Origin of the sequence: Psychrobacter sp. bablab_jr014, assembly GCF_016464015.1 — a bacterium.
In the GTDB taxonomy this organism is placed as follows: Bacteria; Pseudomonadota; Gammaproteobacteria; order Pseudomonadales; family Moraxellaceae; genus Psychrobacter.
The window spans coordinates 1-17214 of record NZ_JACDXT010000024.1 but is presented as its reverse complement, the minus strand read 5'-3'; the positions used below and the strand labels follow the sequence as shown (position 1 = coordinate 17214).

At 47.8% G+C, this 17214-nt stretch carries 12 protein-coding genes and 1 other RNA gene; 5 read left to right on the top strand and 8 right to left on the bottom strand.

What is annotated here, in order from left to right:
• Positions 1-130: 130 nt before the first annotated feature.
• On the bottom strand, positions 131-529 hold the full coding sequence (locus JIE71_RS07070; protein WP_199508038.1) for a hypothetical protein: 399 nt from the start codon (positions 527-529) through the stop codon (positions 131-133).
• A gap of 284 nt (positions 530-813) precedes the next feature.
• A complete protein-coding gene (locus tag JIE71_RS07065) occupies positions 814-2022 on the bottom strand; it encodes a phosphoglycerate kinase (protein WP_199508037.1) in 1209 nt (402 codons plus the stop codon).
• A gap of 476 nt (positions 2023-2498) precedes the next feature.
• Between JIE71_RS07065 and JIE71_RS07060 the strand changes: the two genes are divergently transcribed.
• Positions 2499-2840: a TraR/DksA family transcriptional regulator gene (locus tag JIE71_RS07060; protein ID WP_199508036.1), complete on the top strand. Its 342-nt coding sequence runs from the start codon at positions 2499-2501 to the stop codon at positions 2838-2840.
• Positions 2841-2931: 91 nt separating this feature from the next.
• Here JIE71_RS07060 and JIE71_RS07055 read toward each other — a convergent pair whose 3' ends face one another.
• Both JIE71_RS07055 and JIE71_RS07050 read right to left on the bottom strand, forming a co-directional pair.
• On the bottom strand, positions 2932-3597 hold the full coding sequence (locus JIE71_RS07055) for a thiamine phosphate synthase (RefSeq protein ID WP_199508035.1): 666 nt from the start codon (positions 3595-3597) through the stop codon (positions 2932-2934).
• Positions 3598-3715: 118 nt separating this feature from the next.
• On the bottom strand, positions 3716-4774 hold the full coding sequence (locus tag JIE71_RS07050; protein WP_199508054.1) for a serine hydrolase: 1059 nt from the start codon (positions 4772-4774) through the stop codon (positions 3716-3718).
• A 430-nt stretch (positions 4775-5204) separates the two neighbouring features.
• On the opposite strand from JIE71_RS07050, the gene JIE71_RS07045 reads away from it, so the two are divergent.
• The 3 genes from JIE71_RS07045 to JIE71_RS07035 all read left to right on the top strand — a co-directional run bounded on the left by JIE71_RS07045 (position 5205) and on the right by JIE71_RS07035 (position 9399).
• Positions 5205-5840 (top strand): response regulator, encoded by a 636-nt coding sequence (locus JIE71_RS07045; protein ID WP_199508034.1) that lies wholly within the window; start codon positions 5205-5207, stop codon positions 5838-5840.
• A 37-nt stretch (positions 5841-5877) separates the two neighbouring features.
• Positions 5878-7644, top strand: coding sequence for a sensor histidine kinase (locus JIE71_RS07040; RefSeq protein WP_199508033.1), 1767 nt, complete (start codon positions 5878-5880; stop codon positions 7642-7644).
• 84 nt (positions 7645-7728) lie between these two features.
• Entirely contained in the window at positions 7729-9399 is a 1671-nt protein-coding gene (locus JIE71_RS07035) for a sigma-54-dependent transcriptional regulator (RefSeq protein ID WP_199508032.1), read from the top strand.
• Positions 9400-9671: 272 nt separating this feature from the next.
• On the opposite strand, the gene JIE71_RS07030 is transcribed toward JIE71_RS07035, so the two are convergent.
• Both JIE71_RS07030 and gpmI read right to left on the bottom strand, forming a co-directional pair.
• Entirely contained in the window at positions 9672-11129 is a 1458-nt protein-coding gene (locus tag JIE71_RS07030) for a S41 family peptidase (protein ID WP_199508031.1), read from the bottom strand.
• A gap of 195 nt (positions 11130-11324) precedes the next feature.
• Positions 11325-12953, bottom strand: a complete 1629-nt coding sequence (gene gpmI / locus JIE71_RS07025; RefSeq protein WP_199508030.1) for a 2,3-bisphosphoglycerate-independent phosphoglycerate mutase — start codon at positions 12951-12953, stop codon at positions 11325-11327.
• 168 nt (positions 12954-13121) lie between these two features.
• Here gpmI and ssrS point away from each other — a divergent pair.
• Positions 13122-13316, top strand: a non-coding RNA gene (gene ssrS / locus JIE71_RS07020) — 6S RNA.
• Between the two features lie 389 nt (positions 13317-13705).
• Here ssrS and JIE71_RS07015 read toward each other — a convergent pair.
• Both JIE71_RS07015 and JIE71_RS07010 read right to left on the bottom strand, forming a co-directional pair.
• Positions 13706-15001, bottom strand: a complete 1296-nt coding sequence (locus tag JIE71_RS07015; protein ID WP_199508029.1) for a tetratricopeptide repeat protein — start codon at positions 14999-15001, stop codon at positions 13706-13708.
• A 105-nt stretch (positions 15002-15106) separates the two neighbouring features.
• A complete protein-coding gene (locus JIE71_RS07010) occupies positions 15107-16657 on the bottom strand; it encodes a cardiolipin synthase (RefSeq protein ID WP_199508028.1) in 1551 nt (516 codons plus the stop codon).
• Between the last annotated feature and the right edge of the window lie 557 nt (positions 16658-17214).

The following is a 17214-nucleotide window of genomic DNA, read 5'->3' as shown; positions in this document are numbered from 1 at the left end:
TATACTGGTCACGCTGACTGACTATCAAACAAAAACGCTGAGCATAAAAAAAGCCTTGGTATAAACCAAAGCTTTTTAGAGAGATGGGGACTATAAAAAAAGTATTTACTGATGCGTTTATAAGAAACGATTAGTAGTTTTGGTCTTCAGCAACGTTTGCTTCAGCGTCAGTAGCGACATCGTTCGCGCCTTCTGCAACGTTGTTTGCGCCTTCAGCGACAGCTTCAGCAGTGTTTTCTACTGCATTGTTAGCGCCTTCTGCGATTGCATCACCAGCGTTTTGTGCAGCCCCAGCCGCAACTGCGCCAGCCGTTTCTGCACTGTCAGCAACTTCTTGACCAGCATTTTGAGCAGCCGCTTCTGCATCAGCAGCAGCCGCTTCAGTATTTGCAGCAGCGTCATCAGCCGCAGATTCTGCAGCTGCTTCAGTGTTGCCTGCATCCGCTTGCTCTTCAGTTTGTTGGCTACAAGCCGTAACTGCAAAAGTACCAGCAAGTACGCTAGCAAGTAACAAATGACGTTTTAACATAGTCAACCTCATGTAAAAAATGCATGCCCTGTGCATGCTGGCGCTATTTTATAGCCAGTCAATCAGACATGCAATAATAATTTTCAGGTTAAAATCTCATACCTGCGTAATAGTTATCGCTATCAATCGTACGTATTGTCAACGCCCTTATGCACATCCATAAAGGCTATAAAACTCGGCAATTGCGTACTAAAACCACTATAATATATACAGTGGACTCTGACAACGTTTTTATAGCCTATCGCATATTTTTGGCGTATGTTGTACGTATCGTGTTACCGAGTTTATACTTGTAGTGCAGCAACAGCAGGCAACACCTTGCCTTCTACAAATTCCAAGAATGCGCCACCCCCTGTTGAAGTGTAGCTGACGTCATCGGCGACATTGTATTTGTCAATCGCGGCGAGCGTATCACCGCCACCTGCGATAGAAAAACCATCACTGTCTTTTACCGCTTTTGCCAAAATCTCAGTACCCGCCCCAAAAGCATCGACTTCGAATACGCCAACGGGACCATTCCATAGGATGGTTTTGGCATGACAAATCGCGTCTGCCAAGACTTCTGCGCTCTTTGGTGCGATGTCCAAAATCATATCATTATCGCCGATGGCATCTACCGATTTAATGGTAGCGGTCGCTGCTTGCAATGAATGCGTAAAGTCTGCAAAGTCAATCTCGCGCTTATCGGCAACCACGACATATTCAGGCAATAAAATCTCGGTTTTGGTCATAATCTCGCGCGCGGTTTCAACCAAGTCAGGCTCGTATAAAGACGCGCCAACGCTATGACCTTCTGCTGCGAGGAAAGTATTGGCAATACCGCCGCCAACGATGATTTGCTCACACACTTCAGCAAGACTGTGTAGCACTTCTAACTTGGTAGATACCTTTGAGCCACCAACGATTGCTAGCATTGGCTGTGCTGGGGTTTCTAGCGCACGGCTTAGCGCGTCCAATTCGGCTGCTAACAAAAGACCAGCACAGGCCGTTTTGCCTTCTTGACGCATGATGCGGGTGACGCCTTCGGTTGACGCTTGGGCACGGTGCGCCGTACCAAAGGCATCCATCACGAACACATCGCACAAATCCGCGTATTTTTTGGCCAATGCGTCGTCGTTTTTCTTCTCGCCTGCGTTAAAGCGCACGTTTTCTAGCAGCACAACTTCACCTGCAGCAATCTGTACGCCTTCGGTCAGATAGTCGCGGCTTAGGGTCACTGGGCTTTTTAGCTCAGCGCCAAGCGCGTCATTAAGATAATCAGCGACAGGCGCGAGTGAGTATTTTTCTTCAAACTCCCCTTCGGTTGGGCGACCCAAGTGCGAGCACACAATCACTGCCGCGCCTTTTTCGAGCGCTAGGCGAATGGTAGGCAAACTGGCCTGCAAGCGTGCGGCACTAGCCACCTGCCCGTTTTTGATGGGCACATTCAAATCTTCACGAATCAGTACCACTTTGTCGTTTAGTGACAGCTCACTCATACGCAAAAAATTCATGACTCACTCCTATCATCTATATCAATCATATAAAAATAAAAAAATGGGCAGCACAGGCGACAGTAGCGCCTAAGACTTGATTGCGCGTGAGTGTACCACAGCCGTCCATTTTGCGGTAAAAATATCGCTAACTCTACGCGCAGATATAGCGAGTTCCCTATCAAAATGTTATAGCAAGGTCGATAGAAGTTTTTACAGCCTCTGTGTGCGTAGGCACAGCACACCAGAAAATTTATCTCGGTCTTGCTGGTTAATAAATACTTAACGCTTTTATTCAGAATCGACTATAGCGCGCCCTGCGTCGTCTTAACATTTTGTGGTGGCATCGCAGTGTCTATACTTTTACTATAAAAATTCAGCACGATAAGAATAAGTGTCTCTAAAACCAAACTAGCAAAATTAAAACAGTCGCATGTGTCACACATGACCAATAAACAAACTGACTAATAAATTGATAACGATTAAAGGATAAAACCATGGCGAACGACAACAATGACCTTTATCAAGATGCCCGCGAGCGTCTATTAACCTTACAAGAAGAATACCGCACGCGCATTGAGGCCATCGAAGACCATATTCAAAACCCGCAAGACGACTTAAACGAACACTGGGAAGACCAAGCCATCTCCTATCGCCAAAACGATATGCGCAAAAACTTGCTTGCCGAAGCGCAGCAAAACCTCATGTATGTGGAAAATGCGCTAAGCCGTATCGAAAACGGCACGTATGGCGAATGCGAAGTTTGCGGCGAGGATATCGAACCCAAGCGTTTAGAAGCCATCCCTTATGCTACTTTGTGTATGCAGCACGCTGAGTAGCACGGATTGTTTCTCCGTATAACGGATAACACGCTAGTGTTATAAAAAAAGCGCCTAGTTATTATATAGGCACTTATTTTATGGCTGGACGTTAAAGCGCTGCACTAAGCTGCGCTAACGCCACTTGCCATTCCTCGCAGCGCGCAGCAATCTTATCGACAGGCAAGTCCATAATGTCGCCCACCACCGCCACATATCGAAGGGGAATACCTGCCAGCGTTACCACATTTTGTGGTGTCAGGCCGCCAATCACGCAGATTGGCACACCTGTTGCCGCCCCTGCCATCAGCGCGTCTTTACTGATAGTCGTGGCATTGGGCTTGGTCGTTGAGGCAAAAATCGCACCCATCGCGGCATAATCTGCGCCTGCTGCTTGTGCGTCTTTAACCAGTTCAGCATCCCCATGACAGGTGCGACCAACGATTTGCCCCGCCGCCAGCTGAGCACGCGCATCAAACACACTGCCGTCTTGTTGCCCCAAATGCACACCGACGCCCAGCTTGTCTGCCATCGCCATATCGTCATTCATTACCACAGGCACGTTGTACTGTTGCGCTAAGGCAATCAGCGACTGGGCTTCGGTATATAGCTGCTCGCGGCCATTTTCCTGCGCTAGAACTTGTTTACGGCGGATTTGTAATAAACCTACCGCCCCTGTAGCAAACGCAGCGCTGAGCTTTTGCTGCAAGACATCCAACGGATCATCATTGGTTAATAGATACAGTTTTGGCGTTACTGGCGGGCAATCTTTAGTCATGGCAGGAATCTTTTGGTTATCGGTCGAGCGCTTTTACACACCTATGTGCTAAAAGCAAAACAATGGACAATAAAAAAGACCGTTACGGGAATAACAGTCTTTTTAAATCACTTGTCATTTATACCGTACGGCGGCTAGACAAGCTGGTTAGGATATTTTTGGCATCGCCCCAGCGGGTGGCTGAGCTGTTTGCCCCTAGAATGACGATAATAGCAGGACGGTTGTTTACGCGGGTTTCCATCACCACGCAGCGTCCTGCTTCATTGATAAAGCCTGTTTTTGACAAGCCAATTGGATAATCGCCTGAACGTACTAGGCTACTGGTATTGTTGGCTTTATAAACGCGGTTGCCGCTTGAGTAGTTGGATACGTAAAAGTCGTAGCTCTTGGTGGTTGAAAAACGGCGAATCACGTCATAGTTGCCCGCAGCGCGTACCATTTTCACAAGGTCATTGGGTGAGGCGACGTTGCGCTTATCTAGACCTGTTGGGTCACCAAAGAACGCGGTGGTCATGCCTAGTGACTGGGCTTTGCGGTTCATATCACGAATAAAGGCGCTATAGCCGCCTGGATAGTGACGTGATAGCGTTTTGGCGGCTGGGTTTTCTGATTTCATCAGTGCCATGAGTAGCAGTTCAGCGCGGTTCATGCGATCGCCTGCTTTTAGCCTTGAGCTGGCGCGTTTTGGCCCTACAAAGTCTTCAGCGTCCAAGGTAATCTCTTCGCGCATATCAAGATTGGCATCGAGTACAACCATAGCCATCATCAGCTTACTGATACTGGCGATAGGACGTGCCACATCTGCACTTTTTTCATACAAAGACTCGCCTGTCTCTGCGTCAACCACTGCCACGCTGCGCGAATCGGCACTGATGGGAATCATATTGCTGCTGCCAAAACTACCACGATAGGTGGTCTTGTACGTATTGGCACTGCTAGCGTTGGTGATGTTGGTGGTGCCGTAGCCGTTGTCTACCGAGCGGATGCTGCTGCTACCACCGCTACTGTACATAATATTACGTGCTTCTGATAATCCGTTTGCGCCGCCCCAACCAATGCGTGCGCTACTGCTAGTGTCTGCGCCATTAATAGTAAGTCCTGCCTGCGCTACCGTGCCTAGGCTCAAGGACATCATCGCAGCAAAAAGTTGCTGCTTGGTTAATGGTAGATATTTCATGTTTCCCCCGCTCATGTTCCCGCCGTACGCATATCTTATAAGATATGTTGTCTCGATGAGGTGATTACGTTCGATTCTAAGTGCTTTGTAGGTACTCGTACAAGGTTTTTGTACGGTTAGTGTATCATGATTTATATTTAAGTTTGATGTACGAAGTTGACATCATAGACTTTTTCCATCCGTGTTCAAACTTTATTACATTCCCTTATGCTTTGGAAAATCTTGCTTAACAGTATAGCAATATATAATATTTAATGGCATTTTGCAGTAGGTTGAGACGAAATAAGCGGCTTTTTTATCAATGGCTTATGAGATATGTGTCATTTTAGTCCGCAGCAATAAATCCCCATCTGCTTTATAACTGCGTTACACTACTGTTATGGTCGGTCGCAGATGCAGCCGATGTTAAACTGTCGTAAAGAGTAAAATTATGATTCGAGTATTGGTGGTGGATGACCACGATTTGGTACGTATGGGCATCAGCCGTATGCTGGCAGACAGCGACGAGATTGAAGTCGTTGGCGAGGCAGACAGTGGCGATATGGCCATCAAACTTGCCAAGCAGCTAAGCCCTGATGTGATACTTTTGGATGTGAACATGCCTAATATTGGTGGCCTTGAAGCGACCAAACGTCTCGTGCAGCTGGGACTGGGTATCAAGATTTTAGCGGTCAGCAGCATGGCAGCGCAGCCTTACCCGTCCATGCTATTAAAAGCAGGCGCAAACGGTTATATCACCAAAGGCACACCTCTTGATGAAATGATACGCGCCATTAAAAAACTCTATCAAGGCGGTCGTTATTTTAGCCAAGATGTCGCAGAACAGCTTGCTGAAGTGCTGTTGTCTGATAATGCAGGCTCGCCGTTTGATTTATTAAGCGATCGGGAAAAACAAGTCGCCATGATGGTTGTCAACTGCCAAAGCCCGCAGCAGATTGCCGACCAGCTGTTTGTTAGCGTTAAAACCATTAACACCTACCGTTACCGCATTTATGAAAAAGTAGGCGTCGATAGTGATGTCAAACTGACGCATATGGCCATTCGTCATGGCTTGATTCAGCCGTAAGTGGACGCGCGACTCAACCGTATAGGATGCGCTTTTTATGACACAGGCAACCTCGCCCACTGATAATACAGTAAGTAGTGATATGCAGCGCCCAGCCACCTTGCCACGACCCCAACTAAGAAAGCTGGGACTGATTTATAGCAGTTATCGCGTGGTAGCCAGTGCATTTTTGGTACTGATGGGCTATGTCAATGTCAAAGCGGACAGCAGCTTCTTGTTGCTGTCGCTTTTGCAGCAGACCGCATTGTCTTTTTATGTGCTCCTCAGCCTTATTTTGCTGGCGCTGTTTTTGGTGGTCGGTAAGCACCCATGGCGGCAACTGTCTTTTGGGCTGGCTCTCGATGTCATTATGCTAAGCCTGCTTTTGTATACTAATGGCGCGCCTGATTTACAACTGACCATGCTCTATATGGTGGTGGTCGCCGCCAGCTTCATGCTACTTAATGGCACACAGGCGCTGATTATTACGCTGCTGGCCATCATTTTGGTCATCTATCAGCAGTTTTTTTATGCTATTGCCAATAGCGTCAGTCTGACGGATTTGGGCGATGCACTGCTTATGTCAGCGAGCTTTTTGGCGGTGGGCTTTTTGAGCTGGTCAGTCTCGCAGCGGCTGGTGCATGTTGAGCATATGGCAACTCAGCACGCGCGTGAGGTTGAGCGCTTAAATACCATTAATCAAGAAGTCATTAGCCATATGCTAAATGGCGTGATGGTGGTTGAACAAGGGCGCGTGATGATGGCCAACACAGCCACTTATCAGCTGCTTGGTATCACTGAACAGCCGCCGCCTGAGGCCAGTACAGCGCCGCTTATCCGTAAGCGCTGGTATCAAAAATCAGTATTGATGGATGCTTTTAATCCATTAGCAGACTTCCAAGTGCAGCTACAAGCGCAGCACTCCAAATTATATAACAGACTGTTGGCTGCAGGGCAAAGCGGGCAGTCACGTGCCTTTATATATGAGCCACCGCACAGCACACTTGATACAGCTGCCAGCAAGCTTAGCGTGCAGCTGATTCCCTTAAAAAATCACAGCCAACTGATACTGTTCGAAGACCTACGCCGAGAGCAGGCCCAAGCCCAGCAATTGAAGCTTGCAGCGCTTGGACAACTGACCGCCAGTATCGCGCATGAAATTCGTAACCCCTTAGCCGCCATATCACAAGCCAGTCAGCTGCTTATAGAGGATGTAGACGAATATGTGACGCATGATGAGAGTGCAGACACACCATTTGCAATGGCAATGGCTGCCAATCGTGAGCTGTATCAGATGATTTTTAGCCAAACCAAACGGGTCAATCGCATTATTGAAGATGTACTTAATTTATCCAAGCAGCGACCGCCAAACCAGCAACAGATTGACTTGTCTTTATGGCTGCCTGAGTTTGTCAAAAACTATTTTGCCGAGCAAAACGTCACTCTTGATTGTAAAATGAGTCCCAGTGTACAGTTCGACGCGCATCAACTGGAGCAAATTTTAATTAATTTGATTAATAATGGCTTACGTTATAGCGGCTATAAAAACCATAGCTCTTGTGTGGATATAGCACTCTATTGTCAGAAGAATGATGTTATCATTGATATTTTGGATGATGGCGCAGGCGTATCTGCCGCAGATATAGAGCAGCTGTTTGATCCCTTTTTTACTACCGATAAGGCAGGCACGGGCTTGGGCTTATATTTATCTCAAGCGTTTTGTGAAGCCAATCACGCACGACTTGTGTACGTCGCAGAGCATGAAAAGACTTGCTTTCGCTTAATTATTCCCACATCTGGGCATCAAGTAGACATTCATACCTAAAGCGTAAACGGCGATATACAGCAGTAAATATGAACACAGACCATGTAAGAAAATGGTCATTTTGACGCTCAATATGAGGAAATTATGACAGCAAAAGCATTGGTGGTAGATGATGAGGTGGATTTATGCCGCTTGATGCAAATCACATTGACCAAGATGGGCATCAAAAGTGATGTTGCCTATACACTCACACAAGCCCGTGAATACTTGCAAGCGCAAACGTACGATTTTTGCTTAACGGATTTAAAGCTGCCTGATGGCTCAGGTTTGGAGCTGGTGCAGCAAATCAGCAAAAGCGGCAGCCGTACACCTGTAGCTGTGATTACCGCACACGGCAGTATGGACTTGGCTATTCAAGCCCTCAAGCTCGGCGCTTTTGATTTTGTCAATAAGCCGCTTGAGCTACCGCGTTTACGCCAGTTGGTAGAAAATGCGCTAAAGGTCGCCTCGCAGGTCGATGCTGAAAACATTGCTGATACCAAAACGCCTGAGCAGCAATTACTCGATGAGCGATTAATCGGCAGCTCAGAGGTCATGACCCAGTTAAAGGCCACTATTTTAAAGCTGGCTCGCTCCCAAGCGCCTGTATTTTTATCAGGTGGCTCAGGCACAGGTAAAGAAGTGGTGGCGCGCCTGATACATGATTTGAGTCCGCGCTGTGAGAATAGCTTTGTACCTGTCAACTGCGGCGCGATTCCCTCTGAGCTGATGGAATCTGAATTTTTTGGACACAAAAAAGGCAGCTTTACAGGCGCCGTAGCAGACAAACAAGGTCTGTTTCAACAAGCCAATGGCGGTACGCTATTTTTAGATGAAGTGGCGGATTTGCCACTTGCGATGCAGGTCAAACTGCTGCGTGCCATTCAAGAAAAGAGCGTGCGCGCTATTGGTGATACCCAAGAAGTGGCGGTCGATATCCGTATTTTGTCCGCCACACATAAAAATTTGGCAGAACTGGTGCAACAAGGCACATTTCGCCAAGACTTATACTATCGTATCAATGTGATTGAGCTGTCTTTGCCTGCGCTGCAAGCCAGACAAACGGATATTCCCGCCCTTGCCCAGCACTTTTTAGCACTCATTGCTACAGAGTGGCAGCTTGATCACCCCTTTGCCTTGACGTCCACTGCACTTGCTCGTTTACAGCAACATGAGTTTGCAGGCAATGTGCGTGAGCTGCGTAATATTTTGGAGCGCGCCATCACACTGGCCGAAACACCAGAAATTGATATTCAACACTTGGGACTGGCTACGCCTACAGTCATTGATGATACTGGTGACGCAGATATTAAAGCTGCATCATCTGCCAACGACATAACAGCATCCGCCACTAAAGAAAACGCCAAGCCGTCTGAAACCCACCATCAACCCACGACCCCTAAGACCGCAGCCACTGCCAATACCCATGTGTATCCCTATCGCACACACAATCAGCCCTATCCTTCTTCGATGTCTGCGTCCACCATCACGCCGCCGAAGTCTACGCCAACAGTAGGTCTAAATGACGCCGTGAAAAAAGAAGCACCACCGCAACCGCCAGTAGATACCTCTATAGCAGATGACAAAGACAATGAGCTGCCTGAGAATGGCTTAGAAGCTTACCTGCAAGCACAAGAAAAGCGTCTGATTGTCGCAGCACTCAAGCAAACCGATTGGAATAAAACACAAGCGGCTGAGCTGCTCGGTACGACATTTCGCTCGCTACGTTATCGCATGAAAAAACTGAATATCGATGATGAGCGCTATGAGGACTAGGGCGTATCATCATTTAGATAGCGAGACTTAGAATGAGATAAATCGTAGTCAAACAAGGAAAAAATTGCAGAGAATACAGATATATTCACAAGATTTTTGACGCTGTTTGGCAAGATTTAGCCAGTTTAAGACCGCTAAATTCTTGAATGAGCTCATTGATGATACGCCCTAAGCCTACTTGGTGACGTTGATATAAAGCAAAAACTGATGGTTATACAACGATAACTGTCGGTTTTTTAACGGTTTATTTTTTACTGCTGGCTTTATTGATATTACTTTTCCTTTGAGACAAAACGAACACCAGGCATTTGGGTTTGTTGCTGTAAAACCTCCAGCGCTTTGGCTTCCCATGTCCATTCATCACCAATCAAAGCAATATCAGGAGTCACACCAATATCATCAATTTTTTTGCCTGTCGCCGTCAGATAGTGCGCCACGGTCAGTTTTACCGCGTGGTCATCATCAAGTGGAATGACGGATTGTACCGAGCCTTTACCATAACTGACTTCGCCCACAATCGTTGCGCGCTTTTGCGTTTGTAAGCTGCTGGCAAGGACTTCTGCTGCTGATGCCGAATATCGGTTTTGTAATATCACGACAGGCAGCTGCTTTAACAAGGCACGGCCTTGGGTGGTTAATACTTTTAGTGGCGCTTTACGGCTCTCAACTTGTACCACATCGGTATCTTCCATGAACAAACTGGCGACTTGCACTGCAGCATCCAGTACGCCGCCTGGGTTATCACGCACATCGATAACAATCCCAGAAATGGGCGCGTTTAGCTGCGTGAGACCTTTTAAAATCTTATCGCGGCTATTGTTTTGAAAAGCAGGCAACCTCACCACAGCAATACCCTCTACCAGCTTGGTTTCAATGGTTTGCGGATGGCTGTTGTTTCGCTGCAAGGTGCTGGTATGCTTGCGGCGACCTGCGCGCGAGGTGACCACATCCACTTGCGTGCCTGCAATGCCTATCAGCATCTGCGTAATATCATTGTCTTGCTGGTCAGCATCGAGCTTTAGCTCATCAATTTGATGCAAGTAGTCGCCTGTTTTGATGCCTTGCTTGGCAGCAGAAGAATTTTTTAATACTTGGGTAATCACCCAGTAGCCTGCATTGTCATTATACTCAGCGCTAATCCCCACATCACCCACATCCCCTTGTGTAAAGGCGCGCAAGTTTTCGTACGCTTCGGCATCCAAAAATTCTGCGTGGGAATCTAGCTTGTGTAGCATACCGCTCATGGCATCGTTAAATAGCGACTCATCATTAACAGGCTCGACATACTCGCGGCGCACCAAATCTATGACCGACACAAACGTCTTGAGTGTTTCAGGCGAAATGGCATTTAGTGGGACATCAGCAACAGGATTGTCTGCCTCGTCATCAAGTGATACATCATTAAAAGTGTCATCGCTGGCCTCGACAGGATCGACGTCGACGGCGCTTAAGTCACGCTCAGCATCAATCCAATCATCATCGCTCATCCCTTCATCTATACCGTTATCAGCAGGTAGGGTATCGCCTTGTAAGCTGATCAGCTGAATGCCTTTGGTCGCGTCAGCTGCCGCATTGGCGGATAGAGGCAGTAAGAGGACGCCAAACAGTCCCAAAGCGCATAGAGGCTTTAAACGGCTAGACACAAATGCGCTGTCCGCTGATATTGTCTTTTTTCTACGGTTATCAATCGCTGCATGCATGGCAAAACTCAAAATAAATAAAAAAAGCATAGCATCAACCTGCCATGCCAATCTAGACCCATATTGCAAGCACTGTGTGAACGACTGCGACTATCCGCATCTTGCTCACGCGCTGTCCTTACTCATGCGCTTTATTGGCGCACAAAAAAGGAAAGGACACACTTGCCCTTTCCTTTGTCTTACACACTTATAGCGGACTGAACTAGCTGTACATGCGAATCAGCGTTATGCACTTTGCAGTAAGGTTTTGCCTGTCATTTCTTCAGGGATGGGTAAGTCCATCAATGCCAAAATGGTCGGGGCAACATCGCTTAGTTTACCACCATCACGTACGGTCACCGCGCGCTCACCAACATAAATGAGCGGCACAAGCTCAGTGGTGTGCTGGGTGTGCACTTGACCGCTTTCGTGGTCGTGCATCTGCTCACAGTTACCATGGTCAGCAGTAATCAGCATATCACCACCTGCGGCAATCACTGCCTCTTCAATACGTGCCACGCAGCCATCAAGCGCTTCGACCGCTTTTACTGCTGCATCAAAGACGCCTGTATGCCCGACCATATCGCCATTAGCGTAGTTAACGATCAACACATCATACTCGCCCGACTCAATCGCGGCGACCAGCTTATCCGTCACTTCAGGCGCGCTCATTTCAGGCTGCAAATCATAGGTCGCCACGTCAGGTGATGCGACCAATACGCGTGATTCGCCATCGTATTCGGCTTCACGACCGCCACTAAAGAAAAACGTCACATGCGCGTATTTTTCAGTTTCGGCGATACGTAGCTGGGTTTTGCCTTTGTTCTGCAGATACTCGCCCAGTGTGTTGGTGAGTGATGTCGGCAGATAAGCAATGCTGGTGTGCTCATTTTGCGCCAGCTCATCTGAATATTTGGTCATCATGACAAAGGCAGACAGCTTGGGCTGCTTATGACGGGCAAAGCCTGAGAACTCATGGTCAGGTAATACAAAGGCCTGTGACAACTCACGCGCACGGTCAGCACGGAAGTTCATAAAAATCAGCGCGTCATTGTCATCAATAGTAATTGGCGTCTCGCCATGCTCAATCACCGTGGTCGGTGCGACAAATTCATCCGTCTCACGCGCCTTGTATGCCGCTTGAATCGCGCCGTCTGCACGGGTGGCCACGCGCTCAGACTTGCCTTCGGTCAACAGCTCATAGGCTTGCTTTACACGATCCCAGCGATTGTCACGATCCATCGCGTAATAACGACCGATGATGCTGGCAATCTGCGTGTGTCCGTCATAATGGGCGTTTAATTGGTTTAAATGGTCGCGCAAACGGTTGATGTACTTGTCAGCCGACTTTGGCGGGGTGTCGCGACCGTCTAAAAAGCAATGGACAAAGACGTTCTTAGCACCATGTACCAACGCCATGTGACACATGCTCTCGATATGGTCTTGATGCGCGTGCACGCCGCCATCTGAGAGCAGACCCATGATATGCACATTGCCGCCTTTCTCATTTGCGGCAGTAATAGCATTTACTAGCGCTTCGTTTTTGTAAAACTCACGACTAGCAATCTGGCTCGAAATCAAGGTCGAGTCTTGATACAGCACGCGACCTGCGCCAAGGTTCATGTGCCCAACTTCTGAGTTACCAAACTGACCATCAGGCAAGCCCACATCTTCGCCAGAGCCCGAGATAAGACCATGCGGATATTTGGCATAAATACGGTCAAAATTGGGCGTATGGGCAGCGGCAATCGCATTGTCTTCGGTATCTTCACGATGACCGAAGCCATCTAGAATCATCAAAACGTGCGGAGTCTTTTTGGATGTGCTGTCGTTATTGTGCTCAGTTTCTGAGGTCTGCTGTTGCGTGCGCGTCATAGATTACCGCTCCTTGGGTGAATGAGTATCTATAGGACTAAAATAAGAGGGTTCAAGCCGACTATATTAACACATATCTGAAAATTGCCGAAAACAACACTTAACACAACCATTAAATAGCTGTCGTAAATCTGACTTGTAATCTATTAGACCATTGGTTAAAATGAATCTATTCTGAAGTGTTGGCTAGTAGATGTTTATTCCCTGAGCCGATAATCTTTAAAATGGATGCGCTACCTATTGTGTCAATGTGTATGCCTGCACCCTTGTGGTGTATCAGGAAACCTACCGACATGATGACGCATCCGCCCTGAACTTCACGGTTCATGGGTCACCATCTTACGGCGGCACTTCGGTTGTTATATTCCACAATAAGCTGGCACATATACCCGATTGGTTGATGCAAGCTTGCAAAAAGAGTCCCCATTGTCTTTGGCAATGGGGATTTTTTATGCGCGCAGATTTTGTATTATTAGGGCGTGTTGAACATTCGCAAGTAGGCACTGCTGATCGCTAAAATTGTTCCAGACAAGGCACAAAGCGACGATAATGCAGATGCCTTAGCGAGATTTGCAACGCAGTATGGGGCAGTTTTAGCATCAGCCCGCAGGGACAGGACTCTTTTTTGCCGCTTCATCGTTAAAAATAAACGCTTAGAGTGACTAAACTTATTATTTTTAACCTCGAATTGCCTAAAAAATAGTCGCTGTCAGTGCCATGGTCGAATGGTCAACACGCCCTAAGTCCATGAATTATAAAAGGACAATGAGTAATAGTGCTGCCACCGCAACGATACCCAATAAGATTTGATAACGCTGGATGCTCGATTGTTCTTGCTGACGCGTCATCATTAAGGCCTCGGCATGCTGCCACTCATTTACCAGTTCACTCGCCTCAACGTGTCCATTCGCCGCTGCTTTTTCAAGCCAGTATTTGCCCTGGCCGCTGTTCATAGCGACGCCGATACCTTGATAATACAAGTGACTGAGCAAGCGCTCGGCGCGGACATCGCCTTTTTCCGCCGCTTGTTTTACTAAATTAATGCCCGCTTCTTTGTTATTGTCCAATCCTTCGCCCAGCAGCTCGTACATCCCAAGGCGTAGCTGTGCGCCTGTATGCCCTGCATCGGCCGCATTTTTTAGCTTCAATAATGCCTGTTCACGCGCACTCAGATGGGTGTCTGAAAAATGTACCTCGGCGCGCGGTTTGTTTTGTTTGGCAATATGCTGCTCAAACTGGTTGAGGACTTTGCTGGCGTTTTGATAATCCTGCACGCCAGCGGTTTGCGGCACATCCATCGTATTTAAATCATTGAGCAGTTGTACAAAAGGCTGCGGCGTCGGCTTGATGGGCTTTGGCTTTGGTGGCGTTTCGACAACAGGGACAACAGATTCAGGCGCTGGCATCGCTGTTTCTGGTGGCATGTCTGGAGCTTGAGCTTGAGCTTGAGCTTGAGCTTGAGCTTGAGCTTGAGCTTGAGACAGACTAGCGCCGATGGCTTGGCGTTGTAAATAACCATTGACCGCTTGATACAACCCGCCCGCCACCGTGCCACCTATAGTCGCAGTAAAAGGACGGTCTATCGAGCCAAACAATCGCTGCCCAATCGGCTCTAACAAAAACAGCACTTGCCCTGCTTCATCTTCGTTCACCAGCGCCATTTGCTGATAAAAATCACTTGCCGATAAGGACAAAGACGGCTGACGCTCTTGTAGCGCTGCTTGCCCGTACCAATGCCACGGTGCACGCTTCGTCATTGCAAGCACCCGACCTGCATAAAACGCCAAAAACAACAAAAGATGACGACTCGGCGCATGCTGCAGGCGCGTCGCTTCACCCACATTAGTAGCACGCAACCAATCACGGCGCACTTGCGACAGCAGCACGTCCAAGCGCTGCAAACTGGCCAGCGACAAGTCAAGCTGACAGGCACGCACCTCATCTTCATAGGCCATACCGCCAGCTATCGGACGATGCGCAATCACATCATGCCAATAGGTCGCTGCTAGCTCATCCATAGGCGTCTTGGTCTGTACTACGTGATTCATACTTACTTATCACCTTATCTGTCTTTACTTTTTGGCGCGTCACTACTTATTCTATTTCTATCAATATTCATAGGATTGCTTTGTTATAACGGTTTTGCTGTGTCTTTACAATAGTGGACTAAACAGGCGAATCACATTATCCAGCAGACGTTTGCTGCTCGGACGATGCCGCCATGTTTCAAGGCGCAGATACTCACAGCTTTGCAAATATGATGCCTGACACGCCGCAATCTGCGCCACCATATCAGGCGTATAAATCGCCAAACTGACTTCCATGTTTAAATAAAAGCTGCGCATATCAATATTAACCGTACCAAACAGCGCATAATCGTAATCAACCACCACGGTTTTGGCGTGTAATAGGCCACCCTCAAAGCGCGCAATATGCACGCCTGCCTCGAGCAGCTCTTGATAGTACGCTTGTGACGCATGCTGCACCAAAAACGAATCGACCTTTTTGGGGATAATCAGTGTCACCTCGACGCCGCGCTTTGCCGCCGTACACAGCGCACCCGACAAGGCTTCATCGGGCACAAAATACGGCGTGGTGATACGAATGCGCTCATTGGCACGGTGCAAAATAGTCACCAGCGTGTTATAAATCACATGCGCAGTTACTTGCGGCGCTGAAGGAATCAGCTGCGCCAACACGTTGGATACCGCAGGCATTTGCGGCAGACTGCGCGGACACACAATCTCGTGCTGCGTATCCCTTATAGGTACCAGCTCGTGCTGCGCCTCTTCAATCAGTTGCACGCGACTACTGATATCATTAATAGTCGGACGCGACATATATAGCTTACGCGTATACGTGTTCATGCGATGGCTGAGCGCGCTTAAATTTTCATTGCTCTCCGCGCCGATATCCGTCACCACTACCTTTGCCATCGCGGTCGCCACACTGACAGGCGCATCGCTGACGCTGCGTATCATCACATCAATCCATTGCCCCACGTTTTTTTCTTGTTTAAAAAACCTAGGGTCAACCAAGTTAAAGCTGCCTGTATAGCCGATATATTCATCAACCACCACCAGCTTACGGTGATTGCGCAAATCTGAGCGCTTAAACAACGTCTTAAACAACCCCACTGGCAGCGACTGGTGCACGAACACGCCTGCCCGCTCTAATGCCTTATGCTGCTGACTGCCAAAAAAACTAAAGCTGCCCACACTGTCTGCCAAGATATGACATTCAACCCCGCGCTTGGCTGCTGTGATAAGCGACTCAACCACCTCAAGCACCCGACCTTTGGGATAAATGATGTAAAACTCCATCAAAATCCGACTTTGGGCATTATCAATATCTTCAATTAACGACTCAAATACTGCATCGGTCGACGCGAGCAAACGCATCTCTTGATTGCTCAGTACCCCAAAGCCCGTCCAAAGTGTACCAATCCGACTGACACCACGATATTCTGAATCAAGCAGCTCCTCGCCTTGATCAAACACCAAGCGCTCTCGCGCGGCCATATCGTTCATAAGCAGACGCGCCTGCGTCATACGCTCACGATAGCGGCGACCTATCGTCGGCTCCCCAACCAACAAATACGCAATCAGACCCACCAGCGGCAACGTATACAGAATCGCAATCCATGCGATGGCCACACCAATGTTGCGCTGAATACTTACAATACGCAGCGTCAATATCACCATCACTGTGATATGAAGTAGCAGACCCAGCCCTGCAAAGTCGATCCACGTCCATGACGCCAGATATTGCCCATTATCTAAAGCCGCGATAATCCCCTCCCAGCGCTGCCTATGTCCTAAAAGGTCTTTAGTATAGAAGCAATTGCCATACAGATAACAGCCATAAGCTGTAAAACTGCGTGACTGTGCATGTACCCTTAAAAAGACTTAAGCTTTTGTAAAAATAAAATCCATTAAAACAATATCTTATAAAAAACTTTAAAAAAAGGCTAAAATAACTGCAAAAAGTGTTTGACAGGGGTATGTAAATCTATATAATACACACCCACAGCAAGGGGCTAAACAAAACAAGCCTAGCTGGTTAAGTTAACATCGAGTGTGACAGCTGATGATAGCTTACTAAGAAAATCTCTTAAAGGTTTTCGCGATACATATAGTTATCGAGTTTTTAGAATTTACGAAAATGTAAATTCTCTTGCGCTCGGACGAAGCAGTGCTTCGCTATATCCTCGCTCAGGGTGATTAGCTCAGTTGGTAGAGCGTCTGCCTTACACGCAGAA